The 20,043-nt window shown below is 45.7% G+C and carries 1 protein-coding gene; it reads right to left on the bottom strand.

What is annotated here, in order from left to right; translation table 11 throughout:
- Window positions 1–4: 4 nt before the first annotated feature.
- On the bottom strand, window positions 5–19,648 hold the full coding sequence (locus M4S28_RS11015; RefSeq protein WP_249631803.1) for a retention module-containing protein: 19,644 nt from the start codon (window positions 19,646–19,648) through the stop codon (window positions 5–7).
- Window positions 19,649–20,043: the final 395 nt, after the last annotated feature.

The following is a 20,043-nucleotide window of genomic DNA, read 5'->3' on the forward strand; positions in this document are numbered from 1 at the left end:
CTGGTTACATCAACACAACCCGAACATCACTAATCTTCAACGTTAACTCTTCAGTAATGTCCGTCAATGCAGCGACAATTCCAACTAAAGCGACTCCACTATTAGCGACCACAGATGAGCTGGTCGTAATGTTTCTCACATAGTTAAATGCCGGATCAATAGACAAGGTTGGCGCATTAGCGACTGGTGTCACTGCGATATTATAAACCACTGGTGCAGTTTCAATCGCGATACCAGAAGGGTTACCGCTGTCTTTGGCGATTACTTCTAAGCCAATGCTATTGGTTGGAGACAAGCTCGCATCGAGGTAGACACCGTTTGGACTGGTTGGCGTATCAATCAGCGCATTCAGGTCACTCAAAGTACCAACTAAGATAACCGAACCAGTGTTGTTGCCGTTGACCATCACTGTCGTCACTGCCGGAAGTGATACGTTCAATGTACCGTAATCCACTGTCAGCGTGACTGTCATTAAGTCATTAGAAAATGCATCCACATAATCTGGGTCACTAACATTGATACCACTCAATAGCTGACCAGCATCCTCGTCAATAATTGTAGTGACACTGTCACCATTAACAACAGGCGTATCGTTCACTCCGTCGACAATCGCTGTGATCTCTGCAGTATCTGTTAGGAAATCATTAGCGCCGTTGGTTGTACCATCATCCTCGACGGTATAGGTGAACTTAACGTTACCGTTGTATTCATCAGCAGCCGTAAATATCCAGTACGGGCCAGTAATCATAGCGTCATCAGCGCCACCGACGTTCTCGAAGCGCTGTAATTGGCCTTGGCCTTCATCGAGCACCAGATTAGTCACGGTAATCGTGTCGTTTTCCGGATCGCTCGTCGCTGTAATTAAGTCGCCCTCTTTAATGATCAACTGCCCTTCTTCAAGGATGTTTCCTAAGTCGATATCTGTTGCCACTGGCTGATCATTCACTTCCGTTACCACAACGCTAATTTCGCCGGTATCTGTTAAGAAATCATCAGTGCCGTTGGTTGTACCATCGTCCTCAACGGTATAAGTGAACTTAACATCACCGTTGTATTCGTTGGCTGCGGTAAATACCCAGTACGGGCCAGTGATCGTAGCATCATCAGCACCGCCCACGTTCTCAAAGCGTTGTAATTGGCCCTGACCTTGATCGAGCACCAAACTGTTCACAGTAATCGTGTCGTTTTCCGGATCAGTGGTTGCGGAAATCAGGTCTTCCTCTTTAATGACCAGCTGTCCTTCTTCAAGCATGGTGCCCAAATCAATGTCCGATGCCACTGGCTGGTCGTTGACTTCTGTCACCACAAGGCTGATTTCAGCGCTATCGGTTTTAAAATCATCCGCACCATTGGTTGTACCATCATCGATAATGGAGTAATTGAATTTAACGTCGCCGTTGAAATCATTATCTGCAATGAATATCCAGAATGGCCCCGTAATCCCAGCGTCATCAGCACCACCAGCATTTTCAAAGCGCGTTAGCTGACCTTGCCCTTGAGTAAGAGTTACGCCGGTTACCGTGAGGTTATGGTTTTCTAGATCAGAACTCGCTGCAATCAAGTCACCTTCAACAATCACGATTTGACCATCTTCCGCAATCGAGCCTAAATCCACATCAGTCGCGACCGGAGCGTCATTCACTTCCGTCACCTTAATGGTGAACGTAGTTTGATTGGTTTGAGCGGTATTCGGATCACCCGCGTCAATCAAGCCGTTATTACCACCGTCATCGAGCGTTGCATTGATCGTGACTAAACCACTCTGGTTGAGATAGTTCTGGTCTGGGTCGGGTTTGAAAGTCACGACCCCATTGGTCAATGCGGTATTGATGTCAGCTTCTTTACCTGTAATCACAAGAGAGCCGTCAGGTTGCAAGACAAACGTCACATCAGGTGAGCTCGTAAACTCAAATACACCTTGCGCTCCCGGCAGTGTTTGATCCACTTGTAACGTAAGAACATAAGGTGTATCTGGGTTATCAAAGTTAGCGTCAACATCGTAGATACTGAAGTTATCGATAGCGATGCTAATATCTTCCGCCGTTTCAATGTTGGTCACATTCACAAACGTCGGTTGATCGTTGATAGGATCAATCACTAAATCAACATCGAAGCTGGTTGGCGTGCCTAAGTATTCGGTGTTGTCAGCGTCTGTATCTACAGAGCGAACCGTAATTTGCAATGGTCCGTTAATGCCAAGCACATTGCCCGTATCGCTGTTGTGTTCACCCGAATTAAATACGATCTTATCGAGCGACTGAGCAGGAACATCAAGTGTCCATAATTGTGTCCCCGAATCGTAACTAGCCAATGTCGTGCCGTCTGGATAGAAAATAGAAGCATCTTGAGGCACACCCGCCACTTCAACTCGAAGTGTTTCAGGTGCATTTTCAGTAAACGTTCCGCTTCCTGTTGCCGATAGTTCTTTATCCAAAATCGTCGCATTGATTTCGATATCAATGTTTTGACCTTCATTGCCAGTCACAGAGTCAGTTGGGTTGGTATCAACATCATCGCCAACAGGTACCACATGCAGTTTGAAGCTTGGCAAGTTTGCCGCCGCAGTTGGCACACCCAACAAAGATTCTTGAGTGAAGACTTCAACACCAAACTCAGCCGTACCACTGAAGTTTTTCGGCGGTAAAATCGACAGCTCACTCAGGTCGAATGACAGTCCTGATGCTTGAGGCAGTTGAACACTCCATTCACCACCACCGTTGTTCTTCACTGTGTAAGTTGAGGCAGCATCTGCACTCATTAAGAAGCCATCGGGTACACCCGTGAACTTAATCGAAACGAACTGCTCTGAGCCATCAAGGTCAGTCAATGCGATCGATACTGGCCCCGTACCTGACAAGGAAATAAGTTGGTCTTCATTACCTGTAATCTCGATAACATCCGGATCACTGCCCGGTCCTGTGACAAGGACATCATCCACGACAGGAACCACTTCAAAGTTCACGCTCGTAGAGAAAGTATCCGTATCGACTGCGCTGCCAGCAGGAGAAGCTGTCTCATTGTAGGTAGCCGTGTCGGTAATTGTCCCGCTGACATTCACTTGAACCTGATTAACGTCATTACCCGTTGGATAATTAGGAGCAGCTCTGAACAAGACGTTATCTAAAGCACCCGCGTTGATCTGAGCTTCATCGAAGGTCACCGTTGTACCAAGAGATACACCCGCGCTGGTATAAAACGCACCGACACTCGTGTCATCCAAAGTCAGCGTAATAGATGTGAATTTTTCGTCACCACCTTCAACCCCACTTACTTGGTCAGTAATAGTTGAGCTGAAATCAAGCTGGATATAGGTATCTTCGTAGCCAACTGGATCTTGCCCAGCTTGGCCATCAGTATCGACAGGATTAAACAAGTCGTCCAATGAGCCTGTGACTGTAACGTCGATGTCTGGGTTGCCTTCAACATCTGGCGCGACTTTGATTACCACATCGGTCACCAAGGTTTTTTCATCACCTGAAAGGAGGTCTTTGGTCACAATGGTTAGTGGTAACTTAAAGTCACCAGAGTAGTCCGCTGGTAGGTCCAGTAACAGCCCAGAAAAGTCCGTTGAAACGCCTTGGTCGACTGTCGTCTCAAAGACATACTTTCCATTAACGAAATCGACTTCACTGCTTCCCGACAAACTAATTGGGAAGGTGCCTCCTGGATTAATAGTAACTGAGTCATCAATAATGATGGTCACTTGGTCTGTTGAAGCATCTTCGCCAGAGAAAGTGATCAAACTATTTAGTGCAGCTCCTAAGTCTAGCTGTGTATCTTCTATAGCATCGACAACGCTATCTGGTGTCATCGTAATATCTGCAGCCACCTCATTCCCGCCAACAAGCACTTGAGGGAACGATAGATTAACTTCGCCTTCCCTTTGAACCGCAGGGGATGACTCAATTTCAACACCATCACCGCGATCAACTACTGTACTAAAGATGGTCATCTTGATGTCATTGAAAACGCCAGCGGTGCCTGATACAGGTGGAAAAGCAAGACCGTTCGGTGCACTGATGCTAAACAGATCTTCATTGGTTACAACCCAACGACCATTACCTTCATAAGCAGCTCCAATAACAAGTAACTGATTGAGCACATCATCTGATAGCGCCGAGTCGTCCACGTTTGTCAATTGAATAACTAACTGGTCCACTTCTTCGATAGCAGACGAAGTATCAGTTTCTTCGTAACGAATGACGAATTCATCCGTTACCGATGTATTGTCACTGTTGGTTGTAAATTTGAGGACACCGGTCAGAGCATCCGCAACCACTGTTGTTAGATCTATAATACCCGCAACCTGATTGACGACAAGCTTGTTGGCGGCGTCTTCTGGTTCAACCACAGGTCGAACTTGAACATCAATAGAACCGTTAATCGTCGCGGTAACGATGCCTTGACCAGGATTGCCAGCATCAACGTATTCATGATCTCGCTCTTCGATCATTACAACAGTATCAAGCGTGAAATCAGTACTTGAATCTTGAGCTGGAGTGATTTGGATGAAGTTATTGTTCAGCGCGATTTGAGTGAACTCTTCTGGCGTCTGGCCACTCTTAGGTGTGATGGTTAAAGTGCCTGCGGCAGCATCGTAAACCCAAGTGACATCGCCATTAACCACAACACTTTCAACATCCGTTGGAATATCACTGATGACAATAGAAGTGAAATGCTCATCATTATCAATATAGTCAGTACCCTCTGGGTGCCAGTCAATGTTGATAGCGGTATCTTCATCACCATTAGTAACCGTGTTGTACGTCGCAGAGGTATCGATTCTAGGTTCGACTAGCACTCTAATTTCTTGATCAAACGTAAGCGTGTGACCATCATTCTCAGTCACAATCACTTTACCTTGAATGTGAATATTCTCGGTTGAAGAGTCGACAGGTCTGATGCGAATGCCTGAAGTTTTACCCGCCTCAGTAATGTTCGCTTCGTAGATAGGTTTGGACAAGTCAGGGCTACCGCCCGGTCCGGTTTCATAACCGACAAAGTTAAGGTCAATCACTGTTCCGTCACCGTCTTCTAGAACAACGCCATCGGGTATACCCGATAGAATAACGGTTATTGATTCTGACCCATCGTCAGCTAATGGTGTAGTGCCAGTATCTGGTCTTCTCTCTCCCGACAACACGGTGAAATCAAGCTCAGCAAAGGTATCACCATTTTGGCTCTCTTGAATCGTGGTTTGAACACCAGATGTAGTGCCATCTGTAATTGCACTCCAAGCCGTGCCATTCGTTCCACCATAAGGAGTATCGGCAACGCCTTTGACTTCAACGTTGACGGTTTTAGTTCCTAATATCTCCTCATCGACTTGGGCGCCCGTGGATAGATTTGCCGTATCTTTGACCACACCCGTGACATCGAAGGTGAAATCGACATTACTGTGTTTAGTTGGAACAACCTCAACGTTAGCCAAATCGGAATACGCGATTTCTTGATAATCCACACCATTGATCGTGATGGTCGGAACGACTGTCGTGGTGCCTAAGAAGTAAAGCACTGCTCCTTCCGTAACATTACTGATGCGCACAAACAGTTCTTCAGAACTGTCAGAATCGACCGAACCTGTCATGGTAATAACTTCGTCTAGCGTGAACGCGTCTTTATTGTCCAAAGGCCCGACGTAATCTGGATCATCGATATTGTCTTCGTTGATCTGAATTCGACTAACACTGAATGTGCCAGGGTCCGCATCGGCGGTCACATCAATAACAATACTTTGTTCCACAGAACGAGCCGTCGTCTTATCGTTTGCTCCACCGCTGGCTGAATCATCGTATGGGTTAAGCGTCTCTTCCGTAATTGCCGTCGCTTTGAACTCAATCTGCCCTGAGAAGTTATCAATAGGGTTAACTACGGTGCTATTGATATCAGCAGATGCGATGATATAAACACCATTAACGGGCGTTAACACATTGCCATTTTGATCAAGTAACTCAAACTTCCCGTCGCCTTGAACGGCTTCAAGTTCATAGGTAATCGTCTCAGTATTACTGTTATCTTGCGATTCTGCGTTCAGCTGCAACGTGACATTGTCTTCATCTTCGTTGACTTGATACTGATACGTGCTGTTGGAATCATCCCAAGTCGCAATATCCGCTACCGCTTCAATCTCGATTCTGAAGTTTGAGTTAATGGTGTGCTCCGTAGTGCCATTTTTCTCAATTTCAAGCTCATAACGAACTCGCCCACCAGTTTCATCCGAACTAGCGTGTTGGTCTGGAACAAAGAACAGGTTGTCTATCGTCGCGATAGTTTGTCTTGGTTCACTCGGGTTTGGAGCGAAGCTTTGTTCGAGTTCAGGAGAGCCAAATATAATGCTCCCATTTGACTCAGGCACTAATTCAATGTAGTCAGCACCATCAAAGTAATAAAAAGTACCTTGGTGACTATCACCTCCGTTCGGGCTTTTAATCGTCAACTGCCCAATAGATTCAGCGTTATCTTGGTCATACAGACTAACTTGCAGCGCAACTTGCGCTGGCGCATTCGGCAAGCCATTTTGGTTATCTTGAACATTCTCAAGAGTCGGCTCATCACCTGTTGCGTAAGGTATGGTTGAGTCTCTACCCGCATCCTCGAAGGTCGTCACTTTCAGCGCAATTCTTGTAGAATCCCTATCAGTAATCGTAATATCTAACGGTGTTTCAGAGGTGTCTAAATCGCCATCCGTCGCAATCACGTTAATCGAGAAGTCGATAGTGTCTAGGCCGTCATGATCGAGATATCCGTTAGCTCTAAATTCAACCTCACCATTTGAGTTGATGCGTAAAGTACCAAGCTGCCTTTCCTGAGTACCACCATTGCCATCATCGGTTTGCTCATAAACGCGGATAATTCGACTTCCGCTTTGAAGATTTAATGCGTCACTGTAATCAGTCGCATTACCTCTTTGGAAAACAATATCTGCACCATTATTTGAGATACCCTCAATTCGACTCAGTACCGCACCATCAGCCCCCACATCCGTCGCATTAGCAAACATGTCGACTTTAGAGTTGTTGTAACCCTGCCCTTCAAGACGAGTAATCGATTGAGTTGTCACCAACGGAACATCATCAGTAACCGTGATTTTTAAATCGATCGCGTTTGATTGGTCTTGATCAAAATCTTCTGCAACAACAGAGAAATTAAGGTCAATCGCATTTTCATCTGCACCATCAGGGTGTTTAAGTGGTTTAAACAATTCAAATTGGTAGCTGTTATCCGAGGTATCGAAAATAATCTCGAACACGGCTTCATTACTCGTTGCAGTTTGAGCAACGTAAGTAAATGTTGTGCCGTTTTGTGAAACAGCTAGCCACTCTAAGCTTTCTCCATCAGAGGTTAAGCCCGTCAGAACCAAATATTCATCAACCAGCTCATACAGCACAACGCCATCCGCACCTTCATCAACAGTGAACAGTCCATTGATAATGGTATCTTCAGATTGATCGGAACCAATACCAGTAAGATCGTCTTCATCAACAACCGTTTCACCCGTCGGCGCCGTCATTACGGGCGCATCATCTAGCACCTCGATTGGTAATACATATTGGTTAGAATCGTCACCATCACCATCAACAGCAACAACATCAAACGGTATTGTGAGTGTATCGAGGTTGCTCGGTGTCGTAGCGTGATTGAGAGGGCCAAGCAAGGTAAACGTGTAAGCACCATCATCAGTCAGCACTAATGTGAAGATTGGCGTTCCGCCTGGGTCAGTTGCGCCTTGGTAGGTGGTCGTGTTAGCAGCACCTGTGATCTCAGCGATCTTAATACCTTCACTGCCCGACGATAGCGTGGCTTCCAACGTTGATATATTACGTAGTTCGTAAACCTCGACTTGGTCTGCACCTTCTGTGGTTACAAACGAACCTGTCGCTTGTGCCAGAGCGCCCAAGTCATCTTCATCAACCACAAACGTACTCGCGACAGTGGTATCAGTAATGGTTGGAACATCATCGGTAATCGTCACGGTAAGGGGTTTCATCACTGAATCAGTGTTGTCTTTGTCGACTGCGATCACTGGCAAGGTGAAGATTTGATCATTGTTACCTTGTACAGGCAGGTGATCTAACTCTTCCAACAAGGTGAATGTGTACTCTCCTAGAACCACGCTGCTAAAGGTGATGGTGAAGATATCCGTTTGGACACCGCCGCTTTCAACGTAACCAATATAATTATCGCTGTTTAGAGGATCTTCTTTTAACTGAACCACCAAACCATCCGCTTTCAGATCGCCTGATGTGTTGAATTGAGCCGGATCAATACGGAAGTGGCTCACATCATCACTTCCTGCTGTGAAAGTAATGGTTTCAGTTTGGCTAACAGGTAAACCCGGTGAAGAACCATCAATCAGATTTGCTTCAGCCAACGCGACAGTCGGTACGGTGTCGATTGTTGGTGGCGCGCCATCTGCAATAGTTAGCGTTACAGTCGAAGTGACAATATCGCCATCTTTATCTTCCGATGTCACTGTAATGGTTTTAACGATGTTACCACCCGAATGATCGAGATTACGGTTAGGTTCGAAACGTACATCCCCTTCGAGATTGATAAACAGAGAACCTTCAGTGAACACAAATTCCTGCTCACCCGTGTCAGTTTGTACCAGAGACTCTTCGGGTTGGCTGCCATAGGTAAACTTAGTGATTGTGGCGCCATCTGCACTTTGCGCAGGCATCACATCAAAGACTGCTGTAGTAGGTGTTCCCGTGGTTGGCTCAGTAATGTTGAGCACACCTGACTGCATCAGCTGAACATCATCGGTGATGGTGACTGTAAGCGGTTTAGACGCTGAAATATCACCATCGGTATCTTCTGCGTAAACAGAAAGATCAAAGCTCAGATCGTTATTTCCTAAACCATCAACATGATCTAAACGTTCAAGTAGAGTAAACGTATATTGGCTCGGATTCGTATCGTCAAAATCCAGAGTGAAGATTACTTTCTCAACACCCGAACCATCCGTCGTGAATGCAATGTAGTCGCCTGAATTTACAGGGTCTTCACGCAAACTCAGTGACAAACCATCCGACTTCAACGCGCCGTTGGTATTGAATAGCCCTACTTCCACCACTATTTCAGCAATATCATCACTGCTTGCAAGTGAAGTAATGGTTTGAGTCATACTCACAGGGTTTACGCTAGGCGTAGAACCATCAGCAAGTAAGCTTTCTGACAATGCCACACCCGGTACAACGTCGATTGTTGGCCCATCACCATCAACAATGGTGAGAGTGACTTTTGATGAGAAGATGTCGTTATCAAAATCTGAAGACGTGAACACGATTGACTTAACAATGTCTCCCGCAGAGTGATCAAGGTTTCGATTTGGCTCAAACCTTACGTCACCATCTAATGTCACAAACAATGAACCTTCAGTGAAAACAAACTCTTGATCACCACTGATGCTCTGATTCAGAGTAATTGGAGAGCTACCGTCGTACGTAAACTGCGTTATAGTCGCACCGTCTGCACTTGGTATTGGCATCACATCAACGGTACTTGTCGTTGGCGTACCAGAATTTGGCTCGGTAATGGTTAAGAAGCCATCTTGCATTTGCTGGATGTCATCTTCTATCGTAACCACCACATCGCGCTTTGTTGACTCAGAATCATCTGTATCAACAGCATAAATAGGTAAGCGGAAAGTAAGGTCGTTGTTGAGCACGCCATCAAGGTGATCAAGCGCCTCAATCAAGGTAAATGTAAACTGAGCTTTGTTTGCACTATCAAAGCTAATGGTAAATACATCGGTAACGTTACCCATACCATCATCGGTATAACCAATGTAGTCACCAGCAGAAGCAGGATCTTCTTTTAATTGAACGACAAGGCCATTTGATTTCAACAGATCGCCCGGATTGAATTCGTTGGTCGCAATTCTAAAGTGACTAAAATCATCACTTCCTTCGGTGTAAGTGATTGTGTGAGTCGAACTGACCGCAGAGCCACTTGGCGTCGAGCCATCCGCTAGGTTAACTTCCGATAAGTTAACATCTGGAACCACGTCAATTACTGGATCGATACCGTCTTTGATCGTCAAGGTGACGTCCGCGGTATCTGTATCGTTATCAAAATCACTGGTGGTGACGACAATCGTTCTTACAATGTCGCCGGATGAATGGTCAAGATCTCGGTTCGGCTCAAAACGAACCTCCCCTTCAATGGTGATGTACAGTAAGCCATCGGTTACGGTAAAGACCTGTTCTGTAGAGATGCTTGGGTCTAACGTTACAGCGGTGCCACCATCGTAAGTAAACTGTGTCACTTTCGCGCCATCAGCACTCTGCGTTGGCATAACATCAATGATTGATGTCGTAGGTGGCGTACCCGATGCCAAATCAGCTAATGAAGGCTCCGTAATACTCAAGGTACCATCTTGAACGCCTTGTACGTCATCGGTGATCGCAACTGTCATTGGCGACATTGCAGAATCATCACCATCCGCATCAACCGCTAACACAGGGACATCGAAACTTAGTGTATTGTTTTGTAACCCATCGACATGATCTAACGCTTCAAGCAGTGTGAACGTGTACTGCCCTAAATTGCTCGTCGAGAAGCTAATCGTGAAGACGTTGGTTTCTACGTTAGAACCGTCTTTAACGAAGCCAATGTAATTACCAGAATTAGCTGGTTGTTCTTTTATTTCGACATCTAGACCGTTCGATTGCAAAGCCCCTGAAGTATTGAACTGCGTAGGGTCAATTCTGAAATGGCTTACGTCGTCACTACCCGCTGTGTAGGTAATGGTTTGTGTCATTGTCACTGGATTGCCCGTTGGCGCAGAGCCATCAGCCAGATCCACTTCAGACAACGTAATCCCGGGAACGAGGTCGATTGTAGGAAGGTCACCATCAACAATCTTAAGTGTCACGGTCGATGTAACAATATCGCCATCGAGGTCAACAGACGTCACCTCAATAGATTTGGTAATATCACCGCCTGTATGGTTTTGATTCCGCACAGGTTCGAAACGTATCTCACCTTCCGTCGTAATGAATACCGAGCCTTCCGTGAAGACAAACTCTTGTTCACCATTCACATTTAAATCAAGGCTTTCTGCAGTATTGCCACCGAAAACAAATGAAGTGACTTTCGCTCCGTCGGCGCTTTGGTTTGGCATCACATCAAAGGTATTTGATGTTTCAACACTTGCTGCCGGCTCACGACTGGTGATTGTGCCGTCTTGCATCAACTGCACATCGTCGCCAATGGTCACACCAAGCTGAGAAACTAACGAATCATCGCCATCACTATCCACCGCATACACAGGTAAATTAAAGCTTAAATCGTTGTTGCCACGCGCATCTTGATGATCCAGAGCTTCGATTAAAGTAAATGTGTATTCACCTAAGGTTCCGGAGTTGAAGTCCAGTGTAAATACTGTCGTCTCTACATTAGACGAGCTGGTAGTAAAACCAATGTACTGACCAGAGCCTTGAGGATCTTCACGCAGTTCGACCACTAAGCCATTCGACTTAAGCGCATCGTTAGTATTGAACTCGGTTGGCTCTAAACGGAAGCGAACCACATCATCACTTTGGTTGGTGAAAGTAATCGTCTGTGTTGAGCTGACCGCGCCGGCACTTGGTGCAGAACCATCAGCTAGGTTTGTTTCTGAAAGCGTAACACTTGGTACCGCATCGATAGTTGGAATATCACCATCGGTAATGGTCAGCGTAACGGTTGAAGTCACAGGATCGTTATCAAAATCACTTGAAGTAACCACTATCGACTTCACGATGTCTTCGCTAGCAGAGTGGTCAAGGTCACGATTTGGTTCAAAGCGCACTTGACCTTGAAGAGTGATGAATAGCTCACCTTCGGTGAAACTAAACTGCTGCTCACCTACGATGCTTTGATCGAGTGTTTTGACAATACCGCCAAATGAGAATTCAGTGATCGTCGCACCATCGGCACTCTGATTTGGCATCACATCAATGGTGTTGGTTGTGATTGTTCCGTCTGCAAGATTTGGCTCAGTGATATCTAACGTACCGTCTTGCATGATTTGAACATCATCACCAATGGTCACATTGAGTTGAGACACCAGTGAATCATCGCCATCACTGTCTACCGCATAAACAGGAAGATCAAAACTCAGATCGTTCTTATCTAGGCCATCTGCATGGTCTAGCGCTTCAAGTAAGGTGAAGGTGTATTCGCCCAACGTACTTGTAGAGAAAGCAATCGTGAATACAGGAACTTCAGCATTCGAACCATCGGCAATAAAACCGATATAAGTCCCCGGATTAGCCGAATCTTCTTTTATCTCAACCGAAAATCCATTCGATTTCAGTGCACCGCCCACATTGAACTCTGTTGGCTCAATACGGAAACTCGCCACATCATCACTTTGATTGGTGAAGGTAATCGTCTCAGTTTGACTGACTGCACTGCCGCTTGGAGTTGAACCATCTGCAAGGTTGGTTTCAGACAAGGTAACGCTTGGCACTGCATCAATGGTTGGGATATCACCATCAGTAATAGTCAGAGTGACCGTTGACGTCAGTACATCGTTATCCAAATCGCTTGAAGTCACCACAATCGACTTCACGATGTCTTCGCTCGCTGTGTGGTTTAGATTGCGATTTGGCTCGAAACGCACTTCACCTTGCAAGGTGATGAACAGTGAACCTTCAGTAAATACAAACTTCTGTTCACCGGTGTCGTTTTGGTCGAGTGTTATTGCCGCCCCGCCATCGTAAGTAAACTGAGTGATTGTCGCGCCATCGGCACTTTGGCTAGGCATCACATCAACAGTGGCTGTCGTCGGAGTACCCGCAGCCAAATCTGCAACCGTTGGCTCAATAATATTAAGCGCTTGGTTTTGCATGACCTGTACATCATCACCAATGGTCACATTCAGTTGAGACACCAGTGAATCATCACCATCGCTATCAACCGCATAAACAGGAAGATCAAAAGTCAGATCATTCTTCACTAAGCCATCTACATGATCCAACGCTTCAAGCAGGGTGAAGGTGTATTGACCTAAATTGGTATCCGAGAAGCTAATCGTAAACACGTTAGTTTCAACGTTCGAACCATCAGTCACAAAACCGATGTAGCCACCCGGTGTAGTTGGGTCAGCTTTCAGTTCGACCGCCAATCCGTTCGATTTCAGAGCACCACCAACATTAAAATCAGTCGGTTCAATACGGAAACTCGTCACGTCATCACTTTGGTTAGTAAAGGTAATGGTTTGAGTTGAACTTACCGCACTTGCATTCGGAGCAGATCCGTCGCTCAGATTCGTTTCTGACAGAGTAACGCTTGGCACCGTGTCAATCGTTGGGATATCGCCATCAGTAATGGTTAGCGTTACCGTTGAAGACACAAGATCGCTATCGGAATCACTTGAAGTTACGACTATCGACTTCACGATATCGCCACCAGTATGGTCAAGGTTACGACTTGGTTCGAAACGAATATCGCCTTGCAGAGTGATATATAATGCCCCATCAGCAACCACGAACTTTTGCTCACCCGTATCATTTTGGTCAAGCGTTAATACCGCCCCACCATCGTAAGTGAACTGAGTAATGGTCGTGCCATCAGCGCCTTCTTCATCGAGAACATTAACCGTTGTCGTAGTAGGCGTGCCTGCCGCTAAATCCGCGACCGTTGGCTCTTCAATTGTGAGAGAGTCATTAACCATCACTTGAATATCATCAGTGATAGTTACAGCCAGTGGTGACATTAGCGAATCATCGCCGTCGCTATCAACCGCGTATACTGGCAAGTTGAATGTTAGGTCGTTATTGCCTTGAACAGGCGTGTGGTCAATCGCTTCCAGAAGCGTGAAGGTGTACTCACCCAAAGTGGTACTGCTGAAATCAAGAGTGAAAACGGTAGTTTCAGTATTCGAAATATCAGTCGTGAAACCGATATAATTACCCGAACCCGCAGGTTCTTCTCTAATCTCTATCACCAGACCATCGGACGTGAGAGAATCGCCAACGTTAAATTCACTAGGCTCTAAACGGAATTTCTCAACATCGTCACTTTGGTTGGTGAAAGTGATCATCTCGGTTTGACTAACCGCGCTACCACTCGGGTTCGAACCATCACTCAGATTCGTTTCAGATAAGCTAACCGTTGGAATCACATCAATAGTTGGGATATCGCCATCGGTGATCGTCAATGTAACCGTTGAAGTCACCGAATCTTTATCGAAGTCGCTTGAAGTCACTACTATCGACTTCACGATGTCTTCGCTAACGGAATGGTCTAGATCGCGATTAGGTTCAAAGCGCACTTCACCTTCAAGGGTGATAAACAACTCGCCTTCTGTGAAGCTGAACTGCTGTTCGCCAGTGTCATTTTGATCAAGCGTTCTTAGCTGACCGTCATAAGTAAACTGAGTGATCGTCGCACCATCAGCACTTTGGTTTGGCATCACATCAATGGTGTTGGTTGTGATTGTGCCGTCTGCAAGATTTGGTTCGATGATATCTAACGTACCGTCTTGCATGATTTGAACATCATCGCCAATGGTCACGTTAAGTTGAGACACCAGTGAATCATCGCCGTCCGTATCAACCGCATAAACAGGCAGATCGAAACTCAGATCGTTATTATTTAAACCATCCACATGATCTAACGCTTCAAGTAAGGTAAAGGTGTATTCGCCCAATACACTCGTAGAGAAGGCAATCGTGAACACTGGAACTTCAGTGTTCGAACCGTTGGTAATAAAGCCAATGTAAGTACCTGGGTTAGCAGAGTCTTCTTTTATCTCGACCGCAAAGCCGTTCGATTTCAGTGCACCGCCCACATTGAACTCGGTTGGTTCAATACGGAAACTCGCCACATCATCACTTTGGTTCGTGAAAGTAATCGTCTCAGTTTGACTTACTGTACTTCCGCTTGGTGCTGAACCATCATTAAGGTTAGTTTCAGACAGAGTAACGCTTGGCACTGCATCAATGGTCGGAATATCACCATCGGTAATCGTCAGCGTCACTGTGGAAGTCAGAACGTCATTGTCTGAATCGCTTGAGGTCACCACAATCGACTTCACGATGTCCTCGCTAGCCGTGTGGTCTAGATTACGATTGGGCTCGAAACGAACTTCGCCTTGAAGAGTGATGAACAACTCGCCTTCTGTGAAGCTGAACTGCTGTTCGCCAGTATCATTTTGATCAAGCGTTCTTAACTGACCGTCATAAGTAAACTGAGTGATCGTCGCGCCGTCAGCACTTTGCGTTGGCATCACATCGATGGTGTTGGTTGTGATTGTGCCGTTTGCAAGGTTTGGCTCAGTGATATCTAACGTACCACCTTGCATGATTTGAACATCATCACCAATGGTCACATTCAGTTGAGACACCAATGAATCATCGCCATCACTGTCGACGGCGTAAACTGGCAGATCAAAGCTCAGATCGTTATTTACTAGGCCATCTACATGATCTAGCGCTTCAAGCAAGGTGAAAGTGTATTGACCTAGGTTGGTATCTGAGAAGCTAATCGTGAACACGTTGGTTTCAACGTTCGAGCCATCCGTAACAAAACCGATGTAACCACCCGGTGTGGTTGGGTCAGCTTTCAGTTCGACGGCCAATCCATTTGATGTCAAAGCGCCACCAACATTGAACTCCGTTGGTTCAATACGGAAGCTTGTCACATCATCACTTTGAGTGGTGTAAGTAATGGTTTGAGTTGAGCTAACCGCGCTGCCACTTGGTGCAGAGCCATCACTCAGATTTGTTTCCGACAAGTTCACAGTTGGAACATTATCAATGGTTGGGATATCACCATCGGTAATGGTCAACGTGACGGTTGAGGTCAGCACATCGTTATCGGAGTCACTAGACGTCACCACGATCGATTTCACGATGTCTTCGTTCAGCGTGTGGTCTAGATTACGATTAGGCTCAAAGCGCACTTCACCTTGAAGCGTGATGAACAGTTCACCTTCTGTGAAGCTAAACTGCTGCTCGCCGTTATCATTTTGGTCAAGCGTTCGAAGTTGGCCATCATAAGTGAATTGCGTCACCGTTGCGCCATCAGCACTTTGACTTGGCATCACATCAATGGTGTTGGTTGTCACAGTGCCAGCGGCCAAATCTGCGACGGTTGGCTCGACGATATCTAACGTACTATCTTGCATGATTTGAACATCATCGCCGATGGTGACGTTTAACGGAGACATCAATGAATCGTCGCCGTCGCTATCTACCGCGTAAACAGGCAGATCAAAACTGAGGTCGTTATTGCCACGGGCATCTTGGTGGTCCAACGCTTCGATGAGCGTGAACGTGTATTCACCTAATGACCCAGAATTAAAGCTTAATGTGAATACTGTAGTTTCTACGTTTGTGGCACTGGTCGTAAAACCAATGTAGTCACCCGACCCTGCCGGATCTTCACGTAGCTCAACGGCTAAACCGTTCGATTTAAGATCGTCGTTAGTATTGAACTCCGTTGGCTCAATACGGAAACGAACCACATCATCACTTTGATTGGCAAACGTGATGGTTTGAGTGGAGCTTACCGCGCTGCCACTCGGAGCAGAGCCATCGCTCAGGTTAGTTTCAGAAAGCGTAACACTTGGAATAACATCAATCGTAGGGTTATCACCATCCGTAATCGTCAGCGTTACGGTAGAAGTCAGAGCGTCGTTATCGAAATCACTTGAAGTGACCACAATCGACTTCACGATATCTTCACTAACGGAATGGTCTAGATCGCGATTTGGCTCAAAGCGCACTTCACCTTCAAGGGTGATAAACAGCTCGCCTTCCGTGAAGCTGAATTGCTGCTCGCCAGTGTCATTCTGATCAAGTGTTCGTAACTGACCATCATAAGTGAACTGAGTGATCGTCGCGCCATCAGCACTTTGAGCTGGCATCACATCAATGGTGTTGGTCGTCACCTTACCATCAGCTAGATTTGGCTCAGTGATATCTAACGTACCGTCTTGCATAATTTGGACATCATCACCGATGGTCACATTGAGTTGAGACACCAGTGAATCATCGCCATCGCTATCTACCGCATAAACAGGAAGATCAAAACTCAGATCGTTCTTATCTAGGCCATCTGCATGGTCTAGCGCTCCAAGTAAGGTAAAGGTGTATTCGCCCAACGTACTTGTAGAGAAAGCAATCGTGAACACTGAGATTTCAGTGTTCGAACCATCGGTAATAAAGCCAATGTAAGTACCCGGATTGGCCGAGTCTTCTTTTATCTCAACGGCAAAGCCATTCGATTTCAGTGCACCGCCCACATTAAACTCTGTTGGCTCAATACGGAAACTCGCTACATCGTCGCTGCCTGCGGTAAAGGCAATCGTCTCGGTAGCGCTAACTGTACTTCCGCTGGGCGCAGAGCCGTCATTAAGGTTGGTTTCAGAGAGAGTCACAGGTGGGATCAAATCAATGATCGGATCTTGGCCATCGGTAATACTCAGCTCAAGTGTTGAGGTATCAGTATCTCCATCGCCATCTTCAGCTAAAAATGAGAACTGTTTGACGATAGTTTCACTGTTTGAGTGGTCGATATCACGAGCGACTTCAAAGCTGAAGTCACCGTTTAATGAGATAGTGACGACACCTTCAGTAAAACTGAAAGTCTGGGTAGCATCGGGGAGCAGGCTTTGATCGAGTGAGTAATCAACACCGTCGTAGTTAAACGATTGAATTGTAGAACCATCTGCACCTTCAAAATTGAACAGGTTATACGAAACAATAGTATCGCCCGCTAAGGTCGGCTCGGTGACTGATTCAACCTTATCAACTAACTCAACGACATCGTCTTTAACATTAACGAGAATCTCAGCAGCTTCTGGTGTACTTGAACCGCCAGACAGTGCAGAGCGGTCACCATCCGCATCAACCGCATAAATTGGCAATGCAAAGGTCAACAGCGCATCTTCAGCGCCTTGATGTGAAAGGTCTTCATACAGATTAAATTCGTAGCTCCCTAATGAAGGGCTATCCACTTTAACGTCAAAGACCGTAATTCTCGAACCATTGACCTCAACATAACCTTCGTAAGTTCTTACACCGTTGGTTTCATCAATCAACTCAAGTAGCACAGCCTCGCCATTTGAAACCAAGCTGTCACCAGTATTAAATTCTGCCGGTTCGAGTTCATAATGGTCAATGATGTCACTTTCAAAAATGTCCGCGGTGATACTGCCAGTGCCAGACACTGGCACCGTGCCCTCTTGTGAGCCGCCAACAATGCCCGCTTCATCAACATCAATACTGTCAACATTAGTAATAACAGGGCTATCGCCATCAGTAATGGCTATGTTGATAGTGTTGGTTACAACATCTTGGTCAAAATCGGTAATCGTGATCGGTAGAGAGAATGACAGCGTGTCCGAGCTCACTTCTTCTATTGGCTTGAACTGTTGAAAATTGTACGTGCCGTCGTTATCGAGAGATATAGTGAGAACAACCTCACCTCGACCTTGGATGGACAGAGTAATCGTTGTTCCATCATCAGAAAGTCTGGCAAGCGTGTTTTGATTATCGCTGAGCAACCCATCAAACTGGTCCAGTGCACTTGCATCAAATACGGCTGATTGAAGATTATCACTACCAATATTCGAGAATGTTCCTTCAATTGCCGCGCTGCTAGTTTCAACGTTAGTGATATTGACACTTTCAGCAGACGGATCTACCCCGTCAAACACTGAAACTTGTGCGTTAACGAGTGTTGCTAGCGGATTCCCAGCGGTATCTTCGCCTTGAATATCAAAGATAATATCAATTTGATCGCCAGTATAGGAAACCTGACCACCACCAACAGACGGTACATGGTCAATTGGCTGAGAAATCGTTGTGGTTAGAGAAAGCTCAATGTTATTACCAACACTAACGGCATCAATGTCGATACGTAATACTTCATCGGTACCTTGAACACCAACGATTGAATTAGTCGCCGCATCATACGTGAAGGTGACGGGCTGGCCACTTGAAGTAATATCGCTGTTTAATTCACTAAGCAGTGAAGCGAGGGATAGCGTTTCTGGTACGAAAGAGTCAGGGGCGAGAGCTAAACTACCAGCAATAATCGTTTCTGTGGATGTTATAGATTGGGGATAAGTATTGCCAGATATTGAGCCTTCAGTCAGTGTTTCACTGATTGATTGGCCACCTGATGAACGGGTGATCGACCTGAATTCGTCTCTATCTTCATCAACGGTTTGTTCTGCTAGACCAGCGGTCTCAAAGAATGTCGATGGATGAGTTTCTGTGTAGTTATAATCAATCGTCACAAAGCCGGCATTTGCAGAACCTAGTCCGCCACCAGCAGCCGTTGCTTCTAAGATTTGAGTCGGATCGGCACCGCCTAAAATGGCATCTTGAATAGCAGCAAGGTCATCATCAGTAAAAGTTCCTGCGTCTGCTTGCTGTAAATCAAAATTGACCTCCCCCGCAATTGGAGCGTCTGTCCATGCGGCAGTCTCATCAACACAGCCAATACAATTCTCTCCAACCGCAATCGAATCATTCTGAACGCCTAATACAAGCTCTGACTTGTTGGCCGTAATCACGATCTCATTTTCACGGATGATATCGCCAACTGAAATCTTTCTTGCGCTGCCGTCAGGCTTAACTACGACGACATCTCCACTAGTTGCTTCCACTACCGCAACCTGGCGCGAAACTTCGATATCCATATATCCCCCGTTGTCACAAAGCACTATTCTCTAGAGCTGTGAAAATTATTTGTAATAGCAATTTCAGGTTTTAATTGAATGCATACTTAGCTCTCATCAATGGCAATCCATTGTTATGCCCAATCGGCTTGAAAAGAGAGAAGTATTTCACCTGTTTTTTTATAGTTTACTTACCCTTAAGCCTAGTCTTCCCTATAAAAAATGCCATGTCTGTGCGACGAGACGTCTTTTCATAAATCTAGGTATTCTGGCTGGGGTTTTAAAACCTGAGTTAAAAGTTAGTAGGATACTGATTTATATGCAAATAAACGCACAGTATAATTACACCTCATTATTTATAAATATATACAGCAATAAAGTTGATAAATCATTAGCGAATATGTGGCATCAATTGA

This window comes from Vibrio sp. J383 (assembly GCF_023503985.1).
Taxonomy (GTDB): Bacteria; Pseudomonadota; Gammaproteobacteria; order Enterobacterales; family Vibrionaceae; genus Vibrio; species Vibrio splendidus.